The organism is Mesorhizobium sp. 2RAF21 (assembly GCF_052115345.1).
GTDB lineage: Bacteria > Pseudomonadota > Alphaproteobacteria > Rhizobiales > Rhizobiaceae > Mesorhizobium > Mesorhizobium terrae.
Genome location: NZ_JBFRGM010000016.1, coordinates 1 through 17,842, shown reverse-complemented (window position 1 = coordinate 17,842; position 17,842 = coordinate 1). Strand labels below are relative to the sequence as shown.

Annotated in this window: 17 protein-coding genes and 1 tRNA gene; 8 read left to right on the top strand and 10 right to left on the bottom strand. The window is 62.8% G+C overall.

The annotated features are described in order from the left end of the window. The first annotated feature begins 102 nt into the window (after nt 1-102). Nucleotides 103-519, top strand: coding sequence for a cupin domain-containing protein (locus tag AB4136_RS24195; RefSeq protein ID WP_081766797.1), 417 nt, complete (start codon nt 103-105; stop codon nt 517-519). Between the two features lie 132 nt (nt 520-651). Further along, nucleotides 652-1,821, top strand: coding sequence for an acetylornithine deacetylase (gene argE / locus AB4136_RS24190; RefSeq protein WP_024922124.1), 1,170 nt, complete (start codon nt 652-654; stop codon nt 1,819-1,821). A 5-nt stretch (nt 1,822-1,826) separates the two neighbouring features. On the opposite strand, the gene AB4136_RS24185 is transcribed toward argE, so the two are convergent. The 9 genes from AB4136_RS24185 to AB4136_RS24145 form a co-directional block, all read right to left on the bottom strand. Next, a complete protein-coding gene (locus tag AB4136_RS24185) occupies nt 1,827-2,762 on the bottom strand; it encodes a LysR family transcriptional regulator (RefSeq protein WP_024922123.1) in 936 nt (311 codons plus the stop codon). Between the two features lie 50 nt (nt 2,763-2,812). Continuing rightward, on the bottom strand, nt 2,813-4,303 hold the full coding sequence (locus tag AB4136_RS24180) for an aldehyde dehydrogenase (RefSeq protein ID WP_137901206.1): 1,491 nt from the start codon (nt 4,301-4,303) through the stop codon (nt 2,813-2,815). Nucleotides 4,304-4,340: 37 nt separating this feature from the next. After that, complete coding sequence (locus AB4136_RS24175; protein ID WP_137901205.1) at nt 4,341-5,015, bottom strand: DUF1028 domain-containing protein; 675 nt, start codon at nt 5,013-5,015, stop codon at nt 4,341-4,343. Nucleotides 5,016-5,024: 9 nt separating this feature from the next. After that, on the bottom strand, nt 5,025-5,438 hold the full coding sequence (locus AB4136_RS24170) for a RidA family protein (RefSeq protein WP_024922120.1): 414 nt from the start codon (nt 5,436-5,438) through the stop codon (nt 5,025-5,027). A 179-nt stretch (nt 5,439-5,617) separates the two neighbouring features. Beyond that, nucleotides 5,618-6,892, bottom strand: a complete 1,275-nt coding sequence (locus tag AB4136_RS24165; protein ID WP_137901204.1) for a flavin-containing monooxygenase — start codon at nt 6,890-6,892, stop codon at nt 5,618-5,620. Between the two features lie 157 nt (nt 6,893-7,049). Next, nucleotides 7,050-7,751, bottom strand: coding sequence for an ABC transporter ATP-binding protein (locus tag AB4136_RS24160; RefSeq protein ID WP_137901203.1), 702 nt, complete (start codon nt 7,749-7,751; stop codon nt 7,050-7,052). Continuing rightward, nucleotides 7,744-8,529, bottom strand: coding sequence for an ABC transporter ATP-binding protein (locus AB4136_RS24155; protein WP_441931612.1), 786 nt, complete (start codon nt 8,527-8,529; stop codon nt 7,744-7,746). Before AB4136_RS24155 ends, AB4136_RS24160 begins: the two co-directional genes overlap by 8 nt. Continuing rightward, complete coding sequence (locus tag AB4136_RS24150) at nt 8,526-9,701, bottom strand: branched-chain amino acid ABC transporter permease (protein WP_137901202.1); 1,176 nt, start codon at nt 9,699-9,701, stop codon at nt 8,526-8,528. The genes AB4136_RS24155 and AB4136_RS24150 overlap by 4 nt, the downstream gene beginning before the upstream one ends. Before the next feature lie 2 nt (nt 9,702-9,703). Continuing rightward, nucleotides 9,704-10,621, bottom strand: a complete 918-nt coding sequence (locus AB4136_RS24145) for a branched-chain amino acid ABC transporter permease (RefSeq protein WP_024922115.1) — start codon at nt 10,619-10,621, stop codon at nt 9,704-9,706. 199 nt (nt 10,622-10,820) lie between these two features. Between AB4136_RS24145 and AB4136_RS24140 the strand changes: the two genes are divergently transcribed. From AB4136_RS24140 to AB4136_RS24115, 6 genes are all read left to right on the top strand, one after another. Then, entirely contained in the window at nt 10,821-11,951 is a 1,131-nt protein-coding gene (locus tag AB4136_RS24140; RefSeq protein WP_024922114.1) for a branched-chain amino acid ABC transporter substrate-binding protein, read from the top strand. Nucleotides 11,952-12,039: 88 nt separating this feature from the next. Continuing rightward, a complete protein-coding gene (locus tag AB4136_RS24135) occupies nt 12,040-13,131 on the top strand; it encodes an ABC transporter ATP-binding protein (RefSeq protein WP_024922113.1) in 1,092 nt (363 codons plus the stop codon). Continuing rightward, nucleotides 13,128-14,027, top strand: a complete 900-nt coding sequence (locus AB4136_RS24130; protein ID WP_051504921.1) for an ABC transporter permease — start codon at nt 13,128-13,130, stop codon at nt 14,025-14,027. The genes AB4136_RS24135 and AB4136_RS24130 overlap by 4 nt, the downstream gene beginning before the upstream one ends. Then, complete coding sequence (locus AB4136_RS24125; RefSeq protein WP_024922111.1) at nt 14,024-14,806, top strand: ABC transporter permease; 783 nt, start codon at nt 14,024-14,026, stop codon at nt 14,804-14,806. Before AB4136_RS24130 ends, AB4136_RS24125 begins: the two co-directional genes overlap by 4 nt. A gap of 101 nt (nt 14,807-14,907) precedes the next feature. Further along, nucleotides 14,908-15,945, top strand: a complete 1,038-nt coding sequence (locus tag AB4136_RS24120; RefSeq protein WP_024922110.1) for an extracellular solute-binding protein — start codon at nt 14,908-14,910, stop codon at nt 15,943-15,945. A gap of 84 nt (nt 15,946-16,029) precedes the next feature. Next, entirely contained in the window at nt 16,030-17,622 is a 1,593-nt protein-coding gene (locus AB4136_RS24115) for a GMC family oxidoreductase (RefSeq protein ID WP_024922109.1), read from the top strand. A 108-nt stretch (nt 17,623-17,730) separates the two neighbouring features. Here AB4136_RS24115 and AB4136_RS24110 read toward each other — a convergent pair. Beyond that, a tRNA-Met gene (locus AB4136_RS24110) sits at nt 17,731-17,807 on the bottom strand. Between the last annotated feature and the right edge of the window lie 35 nt (nt 17,808-17,842).

Genomic DNA, 17,842 nt, shown 5'->3' with positions numbered 1-17,842 from the left:
AGGATCAACCGATGCAGGACGAAACCAAATATGACTTCATGCGCAGGAAGCCCAGATCATAGGATGCTCTGAACAATCAACGTCGACTGAGGGGGGATCAATATGATTGCGTTTAAGCTTGGTGCAGAAGCTATCGGCCTTGATGTATGGGGACCTCCCGAAAATCTTTCGGCTGTTACTTTAGAAGGCAAACCGGTCATGCACGGCAAGAATCTGTATTCGTCGAACGGCGGACAGGTCCTCAGTGGCATCTATGAAGTTACGAAAGGCCGTTTCAAAGTAATCTATCCTTTTCATGAGCATGCCACTGTGCTCGATGGCGAGGTGACAATCAGCGATGAAGCCGGGAACAGCGTGACATACGGTCCCGGAGATAGCTGGTTTTGCCATCAAGGCGAGGTCGTGACCTGGGACGTCAAGGACCACCTCCGTAAGACCTTCTTCGTGGTGACGGTCGATCGGTTCGTAACCGTTGCTGCTCAGCCTTCAGAGCCATCGCGCTATCAGATCGCAGGCTAGGCAATTCTAGCAAAGCTGCGCAGCGGTTTTGCGTCCGGAATTTCGTAAAAACAAAGAGATGGAGCAATTCCGCGATTCAGAGAAAAGCGGAATTGCCCTAGAACCGGCTCAAATCACCAGGCAAGCTGCAGTATGGACAGCATCCATATCCTCGAAAGACTGATCGCTTTCCCAACAGTGAGCCGCGATTCCAATTTGGCTCTGATCAACTACGTGGCTGAGCTGCTGGAAGCAAAGGGCATCCAGTGCCACCTCATTCCCAGCCACGACGGCCACAAGGTCAATCTTTTCGCCACGATCGGCCCGGCCGACCGGCCCGGCATCATGCTGTCCGGCCATACCGATGTGGTGCCGGTCGACGGCCAGGACTGGACCGTGCCGCCCTTCGCGATGACGAGCCGGGACGGCAAGCTGCTGGGGCGCGGCGCGGCCGACATGAAGGGTTTTGTCGCCTGCGCCGTCGCAGCGGCGCTGAAGGCGGCCGAACGCCCGCTGCGCACGCCGCTGCATCTGGCCTTGTCCTATGACGAGGAAATCGGCTGCCTCGGCGTTCGCAGCCTGGTGGAAATGCTCGCCGCCGCGCCGCAGAAACCGCTTCTATGCATCGTCGGTGAGCCGACCTCCATGCAGGTCGCCACCGGCCATAAGGGCAAGGTCGCCGCGCGCGCCATCTGCAAGGGCCGCGAAGGCCATTCCGCACTCGCGCCGCTCGCGCTCAACGCCATCCACCTCGCCTGCGATTTCGTCAATGTGCTGCGCAGCGAACAGGAGCGGCTGGCCCGCGACGGTGCGCGCGATGGCGACTACGACATTCCCTACACCACCATCCACGCCGGCAGGATCAATGGCGGGGTGGCCCTGAACATCGTGCCGAACCTTTGCCAGGTCGATTTCGAGATCCGCAACATTGCGGCAGACGATCCCGACACCATACTGGAACGCCTGCGCGGCGAGGCCGCACGCATCGTTTCCACCGCCGCAGAAATTGCACCTGAAGCCGCCATCGATATCGAAATCACCAACACTTATCCCGGCCTCGACACGCCGGTGAATTCGCAAGCGGTGGCTTTCGTGAAATCGCTGACCGGCGCCAATGGCACGATCAAGGTGGCATTCGGCACCGAAGGCGGCCTGTTCAGCCGCGATGTCGGCACGCCGACGGTGGTGTGCGGACCGGGCTCGATGGCGCAGGGCCACAAGCCCGACGAATTCGTCACGGTCGAACAGATGCGCCGTTGCGACGAGATGTTGGAAAAATTGCTGGAGCGGCTCGCCGACGAGGCGTCGCCAGTAACTCGATAGCCGATCTACCCGACGACACGCTCGGTGCCGAACACGCCCTGCTCGACCACGAAGCGGCGGCAATGCTGGATAAAAGCCTGCACCGTTTGTGTGCGGTGCTCCGCATTGGGCATGGCTATGCCCATGGTGAGCGGGCGCAGGTCTCCAGCCAGGGGCACGAACACCAGCGGCTTGCCGTCGGGCGAAAGCGTGTTGAGCGGTCGCATATTGGCAATGCCATAGCCAAAACCATTGGCCACCATCGAACGCATCACCGCGATGTCGCCGGTGCGCTCGGCGATATAGGGTCGAAGCCCTTTCTGCTGGAAGGCGGACAGGAAGTATTCGCGGCTGAACGGCAGATCGAGCAGAACCATCGGCTGATCGACCAGTTCTTCCGGCGCTATCGAGGTTCTGGTGGCCAACGCATGTCCCGCCGGCAACATCACATAGGCCGGCAGTTGCATCAGCGGCTCGAAGGCCATGTCCTGTGAAAGGTCGAGATCGTAGGTCAGCGCCACATCGATGTCGCCACGCTGCAGCAATTCCAGCAACTGGCCCTGGTTGCGCTCGAACTGGCGGACGCGGACATCGGGATAGCTGTCCTCGAACCGGCGGCGCAGCGTCGGGAAGATGATCTGGGCAAAGGTCAGCAGGCAGCCGATCGCCAGCGGACCCCTCACCTTTTCGGCGATATCGCCGGCGACGTCGTGCAAGGCATCCGCGTCAGCAAGCAGCCGCGCCGCCTCTTTCAGGAACACGCGACCGCCGGCCGTCAGCGACAGGCCGTGCGAATGCTTGCGCACGAAAAGCTGGACGCCGAACTCCGTCTCGAGCTGAGCGATGGAAGCCGAAATGGACGGCGGCGAGACATTCACCTGCTCGGCAGCCTTGGCGATCGATCCCGCTTCGCCGACGGCAACGAAATATTCCAGCTGTCTGAGGGTAAAGCGAAGTGGCATGGCTGGTTATGTTGCCAGTTTCGGCGCGCGGATCAAGGCGTTGGTGTTCCTCAATATTTGATCCACGTGGTCTTGAGCGCGGTGTATTTGTCCAGAGCATGCAACGACAGGTCGCGGCCGAAGCCGGACTGTTTGAAGCCGCCGAAGGGCGTCATCGGGCTCAGCGCGTCGACGGTGTTGACCGAAACGGTGCCGGCATGCAGGCGCCCGGCGATGCGGTGCGCGCGCGAAAGACTGTCCGTCCACAGCGAGGCGGCCAGGCCATAGACGCTGTCATTGGCGATACGGACGGCCTCGTCTTCGTCGTCGAAAGCGATGACCGACAGCACCGGTCCAAAAATCTCGTCACGGGCTATGCTGTCGTTCGGCGAGACATTGTCGAAGATGGTGGGCTGCACGAAGCTGCCGCGGCCATTGACGGTGACCTGCTCGCCGCCGGCGACAAGCCGCGCGGTCTTCTTGCCGGTCTCGACAAACCGCATGACGTTGGCGGTGTGACGGGCATCGACCATCGCGCCCATCTTCGAGGCCGGGTCGAGCGGATCGCCCGGCTGCGTCGCGGCGGCTCGCGCGACAAGCTTCTCCACCATCTGATCCTTGACGCTGCGCTGGACCAGCAAGCGCGAATTGGCCGAGCAGACCTCGCCCTGGTTGAAGAAGATGCCGAAGGCAGCCATGTCGGCTGCCGTATCGAGATTGCCGCAATCGGCGAACACCAGGTTCGGGCTCTTGCCGCCTGTCTCCAGCCACACCTGCTTCATGTTGGACTGGCCGGAATACTGCAGGAACATCTTGCCGACAGCGGTGGAGCCGGTGAAGGCGAGGCAATCGACATCCATGTGGCGGCCGAGCGCCTGCCCGGCGGTCTCGCCGAGGCCGGGAACCACGTTGAGCACGCCGGCCGGCAAGCCGGCCTCCATGGCGAGTTCAGCCAGCCGCAACGCCGAGAAAGGCGACTGTTCGGCGGGCTTCAGCACGACCGAATTGCCGGCCGCCAATGCCGGCGCGCATTTCCAGGTCGCCATGTCGAGCGGGAAATTCCACGGCACCACCGCGCCGACCACGCCGAGCGGCTCGCGCCGCACCAACACCAGATCGCCGGCACCGCTCGGTGCAATCTCGTCGTAGATCTTGTCGATCGCTTCGGCATACCATTGGAAGATGCTGGCCGAGCCCGGCACGTCGACGGTCTCAGCATCAGTGACCAGCTTGCCCATGTCGAGCGATTCCAGCAGCGCCAGCTCGTGCAGGTTCTGGCGCAGCAACTGCGCCAGGCGCAAAAGCACTTCCTTGCGGTGACCGGGCGTCGCCCGCGACCAGGCGCCCGAAGCGAAGGCGCGGCGCGCAGAGGCAACGGCGAGGTCGATGTCCTCCTCGCCGCAGGACGCCACCTCGGCCAGCGTCTCGCCGGTTGCCGGGTTGGTGCTGGCGAAGGTGCGGCCGGACCGCGCGGCGACGAACTTGCCGTCGATGAAGGCCTTGTCGCGGAAACGGATCGCAGCCGCCTTGCCGATCCAGTCCTTGTGGCTGAGTTCGCTCATGCGGGCTCCTGCTTGGGTCGCGGCCTTGCCGTTTCGGTTATTCGTCGCCCGGCACGCCGTAGCTCGGCGCGTCGGAGGGATTGATAGCGCGGGTCACATAGGCGTCGAGCTGGGGCTTGTAGATGTCCCATAGTTTTCCCAGCTCCTCGATCGGGCAGCCTTCGGTCCAGTCGCAGCGCAAATCCGCCACCGGCCAGGCCACTTCGCGCACCAGCTTCATGCCGGCCGAACGGACCGGTCCCGCCTCGCCTCCGGCTTTCAGCGCAGCGCGCATCGTCGCAATGATGCGGTCGCCAAGGTGACCTTCCGAGGCGAGGAACGCGTCGACCATCGCCTGCGGCACGCCGTCATTCGCAAGAAGATTGCCGCCGCAGGCGACGTTCTCGCCCCGCGCTTCGGCCCAGATGCCGAGCGCCCTGGGGCCGGAATGGATCGCGCTGATGCCGGCGCCGTCGACGGCCAGAAGCTGCCGAAATTCCATATGTGCGCCGGTGCGCTTCAGGATGGCCACCGCCTCAGTGGCGGATGCACCGCGCGCCATCAGGTCGAGCGCGCGGGTGCCGAGCGTCGGGTCGGTGACGTTCTGGCTGGCGACCGCGCCGACGCCGGCCAGCGCGTAGGCGCAGCGCGCGGCCACAGCCGGCGATGACGAAGATACGGCCACGCCGAACATGCCGGTGCGGCTGCAACGCGCGACGATCGAGAAGGTCATGCCGCGCCCTCAGTCCGGGATAACGGCGGTGCCGTCGATTTCGACCAGCCAGTCGGGCCGGGCCAGCGCCGACACCACCAGCCCGGTCGAAACCGGGTGCACGCCCTTGATGTATTCGCCCATGGTCCGGTAGACCGCCTCGCGGTGGCGAACGTCGGTGATGTAGACCACCACCTTCACCAGATGTTCCATCTTGCCGCCGCACTCCTCGATGAGCTGCTTGATGTTCTGCATGACCTTGTGGGTCTGCTCGACCGGATCGTGGCTGCCGATGTTCTTGGCGGTGTCGAGGTCCTGCGGGCACTGGCCACGCAGGAAGACCGTGGTGCCGCGCGCGATCACCGCCTGGCAGAGATCGTTGTCGAGCTTCTGCTCGGGATAGGTATCCTTGGTGTTGAACTTGCGAATGCGGGTATGCGCCATCGTGGTCTCCATCGGAACGGGCGAGAGGTCGTCGTCGGGCGACGATCCACCCTACCCGCATCTGTTGTGCGGATATTCGTTGGGCGGAATGAGCGCCGAAAGAACAGTCTTTCTCATCGCTGATAAGGCCGGGCCTAATCAGCGAAAGTCAGGGCAGTGAACAGCGCAACCGCCGCCGGCTACGCGTCCTCGGTCTGCTTTATCGCGGCGGCGTGATAGGCCAGATATTTGCGCTGCGTGGAAATGCGGTCTGCCAGATGTTTTGCATCGTGCCAGACGCCCCAGATGAAGGAGGAGCCCCGGCGCGACTGCCACGGCAGGCCGAGGAAATAGATGCCGGGCACGCTCGACACGCCGCGCTGGTGTTTCGGCCTGCCCTTCTCGTCGAAGGCATCGACCTTCATCCAGCTGTAGTCGACGGAATAGCCGGTCGCCCAGATGATCGAGGTAATGCCTGCTTTCGCGAGGTCCAGTTCCAGAATGGGATCGGTCATGCACTCGGGATCGGGATCGATCCGGCGCGCTTCAGGTTCTTCCGGAAGGTCGAGACCGTTGGCCAGGACATAGGCGTCGGCCTCGTCCATCAGCGACAGATGGTTGGCATCGCCGCGCGCCACGTTCTGGTTCAGGTCGGGCGCGAAACGCATCACCCCGTCCCGAAAACTCTCGGCGCGGCCGACAAGCGTCATCCCACGCGCCGCGAGACGCCGGAAATCGATCGTCTCGCCGCCGCGGGCGCCGCTGACGGCAATGGTGACATGTTCAGTGCCTGGGCCCGGCGTTTCGGCGTCCCACTTGTTCAGCACGCCCAGCCACCAGCAGAAATCGCGTCCGCGATAGCTGCGGAACGGACGGTCGTGCGGTCCAACCGCGAGATAGACGCGCTTTCCCGTGCGAACGAGTTCATCGGCGATCTGCACCCCAGACGATCCGGCACCGATCACCAGCACCGCACCCTCGGGCAATTGCTCAGGGTTGTGGTAGGTGTTGGAGTGGATCTGCACGATACCCGCGCTGGCGGGGACGATGTTAGGGACGATCGGGTTCTGGAACGCGCCGGTGGCGGCAACGACGCTGTTGGCCTCGATCACGCCGGCCGAGGTTTCGACCCGGAAGCCCGGGCGGCCCGCAAGCCGCTGCACTTGCTTCACCTCAACGCCGCAGCGGATCGGCGCACCGATCATTTTCGCGTAGGCGACGAAATAGTCCGCGACCGTTTCCTTGGAAGGAAAGCCGTCGGGACCGGTCCCCTGAAACTCCATGCCGGGAAAACGGTCGTGCCAGGCAGGACCGTTGGCAACCAGCGAGTCCCATCTCTCGGAGCGCCAGCGTTCGGCAATGCGGTGCCGCTCAAGAACGAGATGAGGCACGCCGCATTTGCTCAGATGTTCGCTCATGGCCACTCCGGCCTGGCCCGCGCCAACCACAAGCGTGTCTACTGTTTCGACCGACATTTCTGCGCCCTTTTCTGGCCCTCCGGAAGTTTCTGCGGTTGCAGACGGAGGTCTCACGGCTGGTTTACTGGAGGGGTCGGGTCGCGAAAATTACGATTTCACGTGGCACTGGTTAGCTTGTCCCTAAATACCGGGAGGCGGCCCTCTACCGGGTCGGTCAGAGATAAAGGCTCCTGGCTGCCTTCGACGACAACAGCTCGCGAGCCGGCCCTTCTTGCGCGACGCGGCCCTTGACCAGCACATAACCGCGGTCGGCGATCCCAAGGCCCATCTCGGCATTCTGTTCGATCAACAGGATCGTCGTGCCGCGCCGATGCACTTCTTTGGTGATCTCGAAATATTCGTCGATCAGCTTGGGCGACAGGCCAAGCGACGGCTCGTCCATGATGACCAGCCTAGGTTCGCCGATCAGCGCGCGCGCCAGCGCCACCATGGCTTGTTCGCCACCCGACAACGTTCCTGCCACCTGACGCAATCGCTCGCGAATGCGCGGGAACAAGTGACACATCTTGTCCAGTTGCGGCTCGAAATCCGGTCCCCGGCCGGAAACGGCATCATAACCGAGCCGCAAATTCTCCTGCACGGTGAGACTGGGGAACAGCCGCCGCCCCTCAGGCACCAGCCCGACACCGAGCGCCGCCAGATTCTCGGTGCCGAGCGAGGCCAGGTCGCGGCCCATCACCTCGACCCTGCCGCGTTGCGCCCGCACGACACCGCAAACCGTCATGAAGGTCGTGGTCTTGCCTGCGCCGTTGGGCCCGAGCAGACAGACGAGCTCGCCGGGCTGCACGCTCATCGTCACAGTGCGCAGCATCGGCACCGGACCATAGGCCGTGTCGACATCCTTCAGCTCAAGCATGGACGGCCGCCTTTCCGAGATAGGCTTCCTGCACGCGCGGATCGGCCTTCACGGCGGCGAAATCGCCCTCGGCGATCTTGCTGCCATAGTCGATGCAGATGACTTGGTGCGGGAATGCCTCGACCACGCGCATGTCGTGCTCGATCAGGATCACGGAAAGATCCGCTCGTTCGCGCTTCAGGCGCGCGATATCGGCGATCAGCGCATCGGTCTCGATCTCGTCCATGCCGACGGAGGGTTCGTCGAGCAGCAAGAGCTTCGGCTCGGAGGCCAATGCACGGGCAATTTCCAGCCGGCGCCGGTCGGCCTGTGCCAATGTCCCGGCCAGTCTGTAGCGCTGTTCGAACAGATCGCCCGACCCGGCCTTGAGCAGTGCCTCGGCTTTCTCCACGCAGGCAGCCATTTCACGCCGCGATGCGCCGGGAAGAAACAGCGCGCCCAGCACGCCGGTCCTGGTGCGCGTGTGCATGCCGATGATGACGTTGTCCAGCACGCTGAGATCGGAGAACAGGCGCGAGGTCTGGAAGGTGCGGCCGACGCCGCGCGCAACCACGTCATGCGCCGGATGACCGGTGATGTCGGACCCGTCGAAGCGCACGCGCCCGGACGTCGGCCGATAGACACCGGTGACGACATTGAACAGCGTCGACTTGCCTGCCCCGTTCGGCCCGATGACGGCCAGCACCTCGCCGCGACCGACCGAAAAGCTGATGTCGTTCAGCGCGACGAGGCCGCCGAAGCGCATCGTCGCGTTCTCGACCTTGAGGAGAGCGTTCACTGGCTTTCTCCGTAGCTGCGCATGCGCTGCGGAAACAGGCCCTGCGGACGGATCATCAGGAAGCCGATGATGACGATGCCGAAGAACAGCAGCCGGTAGTCGGAAAAGGCGCGCAGCTTCTCGGGCAGGATGGTCAGCAGGAAGGCGCCGACGATAACGCCGAAGATGTTGTCCATGCCGCCGACGATCACCATCGTCATGATGGTGACGGAAACCAGGAAGGTGAAATTATCCGGCGATATGTAGGAGACATAGAAGGCGTAGATGGTGCCGGCGAAGGCGGCGAGGAAAGCGTCGACCGCGAAGGCCAGCACCTTGAACCAGGCGACATTGATGCCCTGCGCACGTGCCGCGATCTCGTCGGCGCGCAACGCGTTCCAGGCCAGCCCGATGCGCGAGGAATGCAGGCGGCGCGCGGTGACGATCGCCACCACCACCAGGGTGGCCGAGAGGTAGTAGAAATTGGCCTGGCTCGGCAGTTTCCAGCCGAACACGACCAGCGGATCAGCAAAGGAATGGCCAAACAGCGAGGGTGCGGGAATGCCGACCAGCCCGTTGGGGCCGCCTGTCCAGCTGAGATTGTTCAGAAGCTGCTGCACCACCACGCCGAAAGCAATGGTGACCAGCGCCAGATAGGTGTCGCGGGTGCGCATCGACGGGATGCCGATGAGGAAGCCGAACAGCGTCGCGGCGACGGCGGCGACCGGCAGGGTCAGCCAAAAGCTCATGCCGAAATTGATGGCCAAAAGCGCCGATACATAAGCGCCGATGCCATAGGAGGCGCCCGTCGCGAAATTCGGGATGTTGGCGCTGCCGAGCTGGAAATTCAGTGCCAGCGCCAGCACCGCATAGAGCTGCGCGACGATGAGCAGATGCAGGACATAGGTGTTCGAGCCGACCGCGAACGGAAACAAAAGCACGACCACCGCCGCTGTCCCGACCGCCACCACGGGAGCCTGGGAAAAACTCGCCGTCACCAGGTCGGCGATCTGCGGCCTCTTTTCCAGGAGATAGAAGCCCGCCGCCAGCAGGGCCAACAGGCCGATGACCTGCCAGCCGCCTTCCGCCTTGAGGATCAAATAGAGGAAACCGGCACCGCAAAGCTGTGCCGCGACGACAATAGTTGCCGCCTTGCCCTGGCCAAGCGTTCGGGATGAAACACCTGCGCCCATATTTACACCTTCACCATGACGGCGCGGCCGAGCAGTCCTTCGGGACGAAAGAGCAGCACCCCGATAACCAGCAGGAAAACGAAAACCAGTCGGTATGAGGCACCGTCCGGCACAAATGTCTGGGCAAGCACCTCTATGCCGGCAATGATCAGACCGCCAAGGATGGCGCCGGGCATCGAGCCCAGCCCGCCAATGACCGCCGCGGAGAAGCCGAGCAGGCCGGCCATGACGCCGAAGTCGAACCGCGTCACCCCGGCATAGCTCGCAAACAGCAGGCCGGCGATCGCGCCGATGGCCGAGGCGACGAAGAAGGTCGCGCGGAAGACACGCGTGTCACGGATGCCCATCATGCGCGCCACGACACGGTCTTCCGAGGCCGCGCGGATGCGCAGGCCAAGAGGCGTCAGGCGCAGGAAGGCGAAAAGCAGGGCGACAAGCACGAATGTCAGCGTCACCACCAGCAGGGAAAACCAGCCGACCTGCACGCCCGCCACTTCGAAGGCGACGCCCGAGGCGAGCCGCGGAAAGGCGTGCGGGTTGGAGCCTTGCGGGTAGAGATGGCGGATCAGTTCGCGGATGACGATGCCCAATGCGACCGTCGCCACCAGCGCCATCATCGGCGGCGCGTCCCGGAAGCGCCGGATCACCACCTTGTCCAGGGTCACGCCGATGAGGCCGACGACAAACACGGCAGCGCATGCGGCAACGATCAGCCAGGCGGGGCTCGCAACCCCGACGGCGATTGCCAGTGCCTGGGCGATTGCCAGCGCGATGAAGGGTGACGTCATCGCCACATCGCCATGCGAGAAGTGGATGACGTTGAGAACGCCGAAGATCAGGCTGAAGCCGATGGCCAGCAAAGCATAGATGCACCCGAGGGTAATCCAGTTCACCGCTTGCTGGACAAATAGCTCTGCCATGCCGCCCGTCTCTCTCCCTTGGAGCCCGGACGATTACCAGCGCCGCCCCTATGAGCACATAATGAATCTCCGATGTAGCAGATAGCAATTTCCGAATTTCGCGAGGCGGTAGCGGCGAAATATAGTTGCGCTAGATGGCGGTCTCCTGATCGGCCGGAACGCGACCTTCGCGGAAGAAAACAAAAAAAGAGGTGGAACCATGCTGAACAGACGCCGCGCGCTTGCGCGCATATCTTCACTGCTGGCCGGATCCGTGTTCGCGCTCTCCTTAGGGATGGCCGAGGCCAGCGCCGACCAGATCAAGCTCGGTTTCATCGGACCGCTGTCCGGCGGCAACGCCCAGCAGGGCCTTGGTGCCCGCAACGGCTTCCTTCTCGCCATCGACGAGGCCAATGCCAGCGGCTATCCGCATCAGGTCGAAGGCGTTGTCCTGGATGACGCGTCGGACCCCGCAGTCGGCGTTTCGGCGGCCCAGAAGCTGATCAACGACCCCGCCGTCGTCGCGGCGACGGGCCATTGGAACAGCTCCGTCGCGCTCGCCACCATCCCGGTCTTCAATCGCGCGCAAATGCCGTTCGTCGTCTGGGGTGCGGTCAGCCCGAAGATCACCGAGCAGAACCTTCCCAACGTCACCCGCGTGACGCCTACGCTGGTCAATGAGAACAAGCCGCTTGCCGAGGCAATCGCCAAGGAAGGCAAGGTCAAGAAGATCGCCATCATCTCCGACACCACCGATTATGGCGCGGCCAACACCAAATGGTTCGGCGACTTCTTCAAGGCGGCGGGCGGCGAGGTCGTCTTCTCAGATGCGGCCGCGGTCGGAACGACCGACTTCCGTGCCATGCTGACAACGGCCAAGGCAGCCAGCCCGGACGCGATCTATTTCGGCGGCGTGGTCACCGAGGCTGCCCTCGTGCGCAGCCAGATGGCCGATCTCGGACTTGGTTCGCTGCCGATGTACGGCATTTCCGGCATCTACGATCCGAAGTTCATCGAGATCGCCGGCCCGGCCGCCGAAGGCACCATCGTCGGCACGCCCGCCGTGCAGACCAACCCGAAGCTGGAGGCCTTCTACAAGGCGTACGAAGCCAAGGGTTATCCTGATCCGGCCGGCTCCTACGCCAAATATGCCTACGAAGCCACGCAGATCCTGCTCGAAACCATCAAGGAAAAGGGTATCGAGGACAAGCAGGCGCTGAGCGAGACCGTCCGCGCGATCAAGCACGATGGCATTTTGGGTACCGTGTCCTTCGACAAGGAAGGCCAGACCCAGATGCCGGTCGAGATCGACCGGTTCATCGTGCACAGCGGCAAGTGGGTCAAGATGTGACGACCTGCCGGCATTGCGCCATCGCGCGCAATGCCGGCGGCCCATTCACGTGGCGGCTTGCCATGCCCTTCCCATCGAGATCGATTACATGGATATGAGCCGCTCGCCGCAGCACAAGAAGGCGGTGGAGATCAAAGGTGTCTCCAAGGCCTTTGGCAACTTCCAGGCGCTGAAGCCGGTAACCTTCGACATCTACGAAAACGAGTTCTTCACGCTGCTTGGCCCGTCTGGCTGCGGCAAGACCACGCTGTTGCGGATGATCGCCGGCTTCGAACAGCCTTCGACCGGCGAGATATCGCTACGTGGCGCCAACATCCAGGCCCTGCCCCCGCACAAGCGCCGGGTAAACACCGTGTTCCAGTCCTATGCGCTGTTTCCGCATATGACGCTGGAGCAGAACATCGCCTTCGGACTGGAAAACCTCGGCTGGTCCAGGGATCGCCGCTCGGCGCGCGTGGCCGACATGTTGCGCCTCGTGCACATGGAAAAATTCGCGGCCCGCAAGCCACAGCAATTGTCGGGCGGTCAACGCCAGCGCATCGCGCTTGCCCGGGCGCTGGCCCCCGAGCCGGAAGTGCTGCTGCTCGATGAGCCGCTTTCGGCGCTCGACCTCAAGCTCCGGCAGGCCATGCGCGATGAACTGCGCACACTGCAGCGCCAGACCGGCATCACCTTCGTGTTCGTCACCCACGACCAGGAAGAGGCGCTCGACATGTCGGACCGCATCTGCGTGCTGGGCGATGGCGAAATCCAGCAATTGGGAACGCCGGCCGACATCTACGAGGAACCATCGAACCGCTTCGTCGCCGATTTCATCGGCGAGACCAATTTCCTCGAGGCCGACGTCATCGCGCTCGATGGCGACAGCGCCACGGTGTCGATCCCGCTCGGCGTGACGCTGAGTGCTCCGCACAAGCAGGCCGTGGCCGGCGGCAAGGCCGTGATGTCCATCCGCCCCGAAAAGATCAGCCTGCCCTCGCAGGATGGCCATATCGCGGCCGAGGGCACCATTGTCGGCGCCAACTATCTCGGCGGCTACACACACTATGTGGTGGACGCGAACGGCACCTTGCTGCGCGTTTCCAAACGCAACAGCCAGAGCCGCGACCGCACGCTCGAAGTCGGCCAGTCGGTAAAGCTCAGCTTCGCGGCGGAATCGGCGCGGATCCTGGGCGCATGATCGGGCGCCTGAAAACACCCGGCTGGAACGTGCTCGGCCTTTTGCCGGCACAACTCATCATGCTTCTGACGCTGATCGTGCCGGTGGGCATCATCATCCTGGTCTCGTTCTCGACCCGCGGCCCCTATGGCGGCTTCGACTATGTGTTCACCACGGCGCCCTACAAGCAGATCCTGTTCAACGAGGGCTGGTCGGGCGAGCTGGAGTTCAATCCGCAATATCTGATCGTCGTTGCTCGCACGATGATCCTGGCCGCGGCGACGACAATCATCTGCCTGCTTCTCAGCTTTCCGGTCGCCTACTTCATTTCGCTGCAGAAGGCGTCGGCCAAGATGATGCTGATCTATCTGGTGACGCTGCCGTTCTGGGTCTCGATGATCGTGCGCGTCTATTCCTGGATCATCATCCTCGGCAATGACGGGGTGATCGCCAAGGCGCTGCGAGCGCTTGGGCTGGTCGACAATATGGGCAGCCTGCTCTTCACCGACACGGCGATGCTCATCGGGCTCGTCTACAGCTACATTCCCCTGATGATCCTGCCGGTCTTCGCCTCGATCGAAAAGCTCGACCCGGCGCTGGTGGAGGCTTCGCACGACCTCTATGGCAGCCGCTTCACCACATTGCGCCGCGTGATCCTGCCGCTGTGTGCCCCTGGAATGATCGCCGGCGCGATCCTCGTCTTCGTGCCTTGCCTGGGCGCGGTGCTGGAACCGACGCTGCTGGGCGGTGGCAAGACGATGATGATGGGCAATCTCATCCAGCTGCAGTTCGGTGCTGCCCGCAACTGGCCGCTGGGCGCCGCCATCTCCATCGTGCTGATGTGCGCGGTGATGATCTTCCTGCTCTGGCGCGGCCTTCAGGCTACCCGCAAGGAAAGCCGGGAGAGCAACGCATGACCGGCAATGTGCGGCGCTATCCGGGCTTCGGCCTGTTCAGCATCATCTTCTTTGTCTACCTCTATCTGCCGATCGCGGTGGTGATCTTCTATTCGTTCAACGCCAACCGCATCGTGGCCAATTGGGGCGGCTTCTCGCTGCACTGGTACACAACGGCCCTGTCGAACGCCGCACTTGTCGGCGCGGTCAAGACGTCGCTTTTCGTCGCCAGCATCGCCACGGTTCTGTCCACCATCGTCGCGCTGATGGCGGCGCTGGTGCTGGTGCGCGGCAGGAATGTGCGCTTCCGGCGCGTCTCCGAAACGATCGTCAATCTGCCGCTGCTGCTACCCGAGATCGTCGTTGCCGTGGCCGTGCTCATCCTGTTTTCCGAACTGGGCCTGACCAACGGTCTGCTGAAGCTCACCATCGCGCACACCACCTTCTGCATCCCCTTCGCATTCCTGCCGATAAGGGCGAGATTGCAAGGCATGGATGCCGATCTGGAGGAAGCCGCGCGCGACCTCTACGCGTCGGGCTGGGTTGCTTTTCGCCGGGTGACGTTGCCGCTGATCCTGCCCGGCGTGTTCGCCGGCGCCATGCTCGCCTTCGTCATTTCGATGGACGATTTCATCACCAGTAATCTTCTGAATTCCGGCGGCGCCACCACCTTGCCGGTCTATATCTTCTCGCTGATCAAGCAGGGCGTCTCGCCACAGCTCAACGCCATCTCGACGCTGATCATGATCGTTTCGGTCGCGCTGGCCACAGTCGCTTTCCTGCTGCAACGCCGCCAATAGACAGAGCGAGCTTTTTCCTAAGCAGCACGTCGGGCAAATGAAATTTATCGCCGTCGCCCGTTTGTTATCGTTCCCCGAACCATAAAGATAAGGGGAACTCCATGCCTATCCGCATCCGCATCTCAACGCTTGCCGCCGCCAGCGCCATCAGCCTTTTGGCGACGGCCTCCGCGTGGGCCGAAGGCACGCTTTCGATCTATGCCTGGGCCGATTCCATCGCGCCCGACATGGTCGCGAAGTTCGAAAAGGAGACGGGGATCAAGGTCACCGTCGACGCCTTCTCCTCGAACGAAGATCTCTTGACCAAGCTGCAGGCCGGCTCGTCGGGATACGACATCGTCACGCCGTCCCAGCATTTCGTGAAGATCATGATCGACAGCGGCCTGCTCGAGGATATCGGCGCCAGTTCGATGCCCGCCTTCCAGCAGATCTCGACACAATGGCAGAAGCAATGGTGGGACCCGACCGGCAACTATTCCGTGCCGCTGGCCTATGGCAATGCCGGTTTCACCGTCAACCGCAACCTCTACAAGGGCCCGGTCGACAGCTGGAAAATCTACTTCGAGCCGTCCGAGGATTTGAAGGGCAAGATCGCCAGCCTCGCCCAGCCCGACGAAGTCATCCCCGCCGCGCAGAACTATCTCGGCATCAAATATTGCAGCGAAGACCCGCAGGAGATGAAGCGCGTTCTCGACCTGTTGAAGGCACAAAAACCGTTCGTGGCTGCCTATTCGAGCGACAACATCGAAAACCGCATCGGCGGTGGTGAAGTGGCCATGCACTTCTGGTGGGACGGCAACACCATGCGGCTGCGCCGCAACGACAAGGCCAATGTCGAATATGCGATGCCTAAGGAAGGTCTGGTCGGCTGGCTCGATTCCTACGTCGTGCCGAAGGGCGCGACCAACATCGAAAACGCCAAGAAATTCATCAACTTCATGACGGAACTCGACAACGCGACCGGCCAGTACAACTACTACGGCCATTCGTCGCCGGTGAAGGTGGATGAAGCGAAGGCGCTCTATAACAAGCAGAACGCGCCCGAACTGTTCCCGTCCGCGCCGGTCAAGATGGGCCAGGCCTGTTCGCCGGCCGCGCAGGAACTGGTGACCAAGGTCTGGACCCAGCTCCTTCAATAGACCGTCGATCGCCTTGATTCACTTGGCATTTCATACCCGCCCATTCCATGGGCGGGTCGTCCCCCTGCTCGCTCGACAAAAGCCATGAATGAACCATTTGACTACATCGTCGTTGGCTCCGGCTCCGCCGGCTGCGTCTTGGCGAACCGCCTCAGCGCCGATCCGGCAACCAGGGTCTGCCTGATCGAAGCCGGCGGCAGCGACCAGAGCCTGCGCGTCAAAGTGCCGGCGGGCATCCTCTCGCTCTACGGCAATCCGAACTACGATTATTGTTATGTCGGCGTGCCGCAGCCGCAGCTGAACGGCCGCCGCATTCCGGTCAATCGCGGCAAGGCGCTCGGCGGCTCGACCTCGATCAACTCGATGGTCTACATCCGCGGCTCCGCCGCCGATTATGACGAATGGGCGCGCCTCGGCTGTAACGGCTGGTCCTATGATGACGTGCTGCCGGTCTTCAAGCGGCTGGAGCGCAACCTGATCGGCCAGGACAGCCACTACCACGGAAGCGACGGGGACCTTTTGGTCGACAATCCCCGCGATCCCAACGAATTATCGCGCATGTTCGTGGCGGCCGGTCGCGCTGCGAACCTTCCGGAAAACAGCGATTTCAACGGCGAGAGCCAGTTTGGGCTCGGCGTCTACAACGTGACGCAGGACCGTGGACAGCGTTTCAGCGCGTTCACCGCCTTCGTGCGCCCGGTCATAAACCGCCCGAACTTGACCATATTGAGCGAGTGCCAGGTCAAGAGCATCGTCGTCGCGGACAAGCGCGCGACCGGTGTCCGCGTCCTGCGCGAAGGCGTGGAGACGACACTGTCGGCCCGCGAAGTGGTGCTTTCGGCGGGTGCCATCAACTCACCCCAGATCCTGCTCGAATCCGGAATAGGCCCCGCCGAAGAGTTGTCGCGCGCTGGTATTGCGCCGGCTCACGATCTGCCCGGTATCGGCAAGAACCTGCAGGATCATGTCGACGGCATGATCACCGTACGCTCGTCGAGCACGCGCGGCCTGGGTCTTTCCCTGGCCAACCTGCCCCGAATCCTTGCCGCGCCCTACCGGTACCTCGCGCGCCGCAAGGGAATGCTCACCACCAACTATGTCGAAGCCGGCGGCTTTGCGCGCACCAGATATGCCGGCGAAGAACCGGACATCCAGTTCCACTTCGTGCCCGGCTACCGCAGCCATCGCGGCAGGCTGGTCGAATATGGCCATGGCTATGCGATCCACACCTGCGTGCTCAGGCCGAAAAGCGTCGGCGAAATCACGCTTTCACGGGACGGCTCACGCCGAGCCATCCACATCGACCACCGCTTCTTCTCCGACGAGCAGGATGCACGGGTTCTGGTCGAAGGCATCAAGATCGCCCGCAGCATCTTCGCCTCGTCGGTGTTCGATCCGCTGCGCGGTGCCGAGATACTGCCCGGCAAGGACGTCCGCTCCGACGACGAGATCCTCGCCTATCTGCGCGCCGAGGCGCTGACCGTCTACCATCCGGTCGGCACCTGCAAGATGGGCAACGACGCCATGGCTGTCGTCGATCCCCGCACCTTGAAAGTACGCGGCATGGAAGGGCTTCGTGTCGCCGACGCCTCCGTCATGCCGCGATTGATCAGCGGCAACACCAACGCGCCGACGATGATGATCGGCCAGCGCGCGGCGGATATGATCCTGGGCTAAGCGTGGGTGGTGTCGGGATGCAGTCGTTGCCGCTGCCCCTATGGGACCGTTAGCCGTGTCGCCCTTGTCCAAACGCAAAAAACCCGGCTGATCGCCGGGTTTTTGATTTGGTTGCGGGAGTAGGATTTGAACCTACGACCTTCAGGTTATGAGCCTGACGAGCTACCGGGCTGCTCCATCCCGCGTCAACCGAGTTTATGTAAGCATTTGCCTACATAAA

Coding starts and splice junctions, on each gene's coding strand:
- AB4136_RS24160 (WP_137901203.1), bottom strand. CDS start 7,751: ATGCTTGAGCTGAAGGATGTCGACACGGCCTATGGTCCGGTGCCGATG.
- AB4136_RS24150 (WP_137901202.1), bottom strand. CDS start 9,701: ATGGGCGCAGGTGTTTCATCCCGAACGCTTGGCCAGGGCAAGGCGGCA.
- AB4136_RS24125 (WP_024922111.1), top strand. CDS start 14,024: ATGACCGGCAATGTGCGGCGCTATCCGGGCTTCGGCCTGTTCAGCATC.
- AB4136_RS24170 (WP_024922120.1), bottom strand. CDS start 5,438: ATGGCGCATACCCGCATTCGCAAGTTCAACACCAAGGATACCTATCCC.
- AB4136_RS24135 (WP_024922113.1), top strand. CDS start 12,040: ATGGATATGAGCCGCTCGCCGCAGCACAAGAAGGCGGTGGAGATCAAA.
- AB4136_RS24130 (WP_051504921.1), top strand. CDS start 13,128: ATGATCGGGCGCCTGAAAACACCCGGCTGGAACGTGCTCGGCCTTTTG.
- AB4136_RS24175 (WP_137901205.1), bottom strand. CDS start 5,015: ATGACCTTCTCGATCGTCGCGCGTTGCAGCCGCACCGGCATGTTCGGC.
- AB4136_RS24120 (WP_024922110.1), top strand. CDS start 14,908: ATGCCTATCCGCATCCGCATCTCAACGCTTGCCGCCGCCAGCGCCATC.
- argE (WP_024922124.1), top strand. CDS start 652: ATGGACAGCATCCATATCCTCGAAAGACTGATCGCTTTCCCAACAGTG.
- AB4136_RS24180 (WP_137901206.1), bottom strand. CDS start 4,303: ATGAGCGAACTCAGCCACAAGGACTGGATCGGCAAGGCGGCTGCGATC.
- AB4136_RS24145 (WP_024922115.1), bottom strand. CDS start 10,621: ATGGCAGAGCTATTTGTCCAGCAAGCGGTGAACTGGATTACCCTCGGG.
- AB4136_RS24165 (WP_137901204.1), bottom strand. CDS start 6,892: ATGTCGGTCGAAACAGTAGACACGCTTGTGGTTGGCGCGGGCCAGGCC.
- AB4136_RS24115 (WP_024922109.1), top strand. CDS start 16,030: ATGAATGAACCATTTGACTACATCGTCGTTGGCTCCGGCTCCGCCGGC.
- AB4136_RS24140 (WP_024922114.1), top strand. CDS start 10,821: ATGCTGAACAGACGCCGCGCGCTTGCGCGCATATCTTCACTGCTGGCC.
- AB4136_RS24185 (WP_024922123.1), bottom strand. CDS start 2,762: ATGCCACTTCGCTTTACCCTCAGACAGCTGGAATATTTCGTTGCCGTC.
- AB4136_RS24195 (WP_081766797.1), top strand. CDS start 103: ATGATTGCGTTTAAGCTTGGTGCAGAAGCTATCGGCCTTGATGTATGG.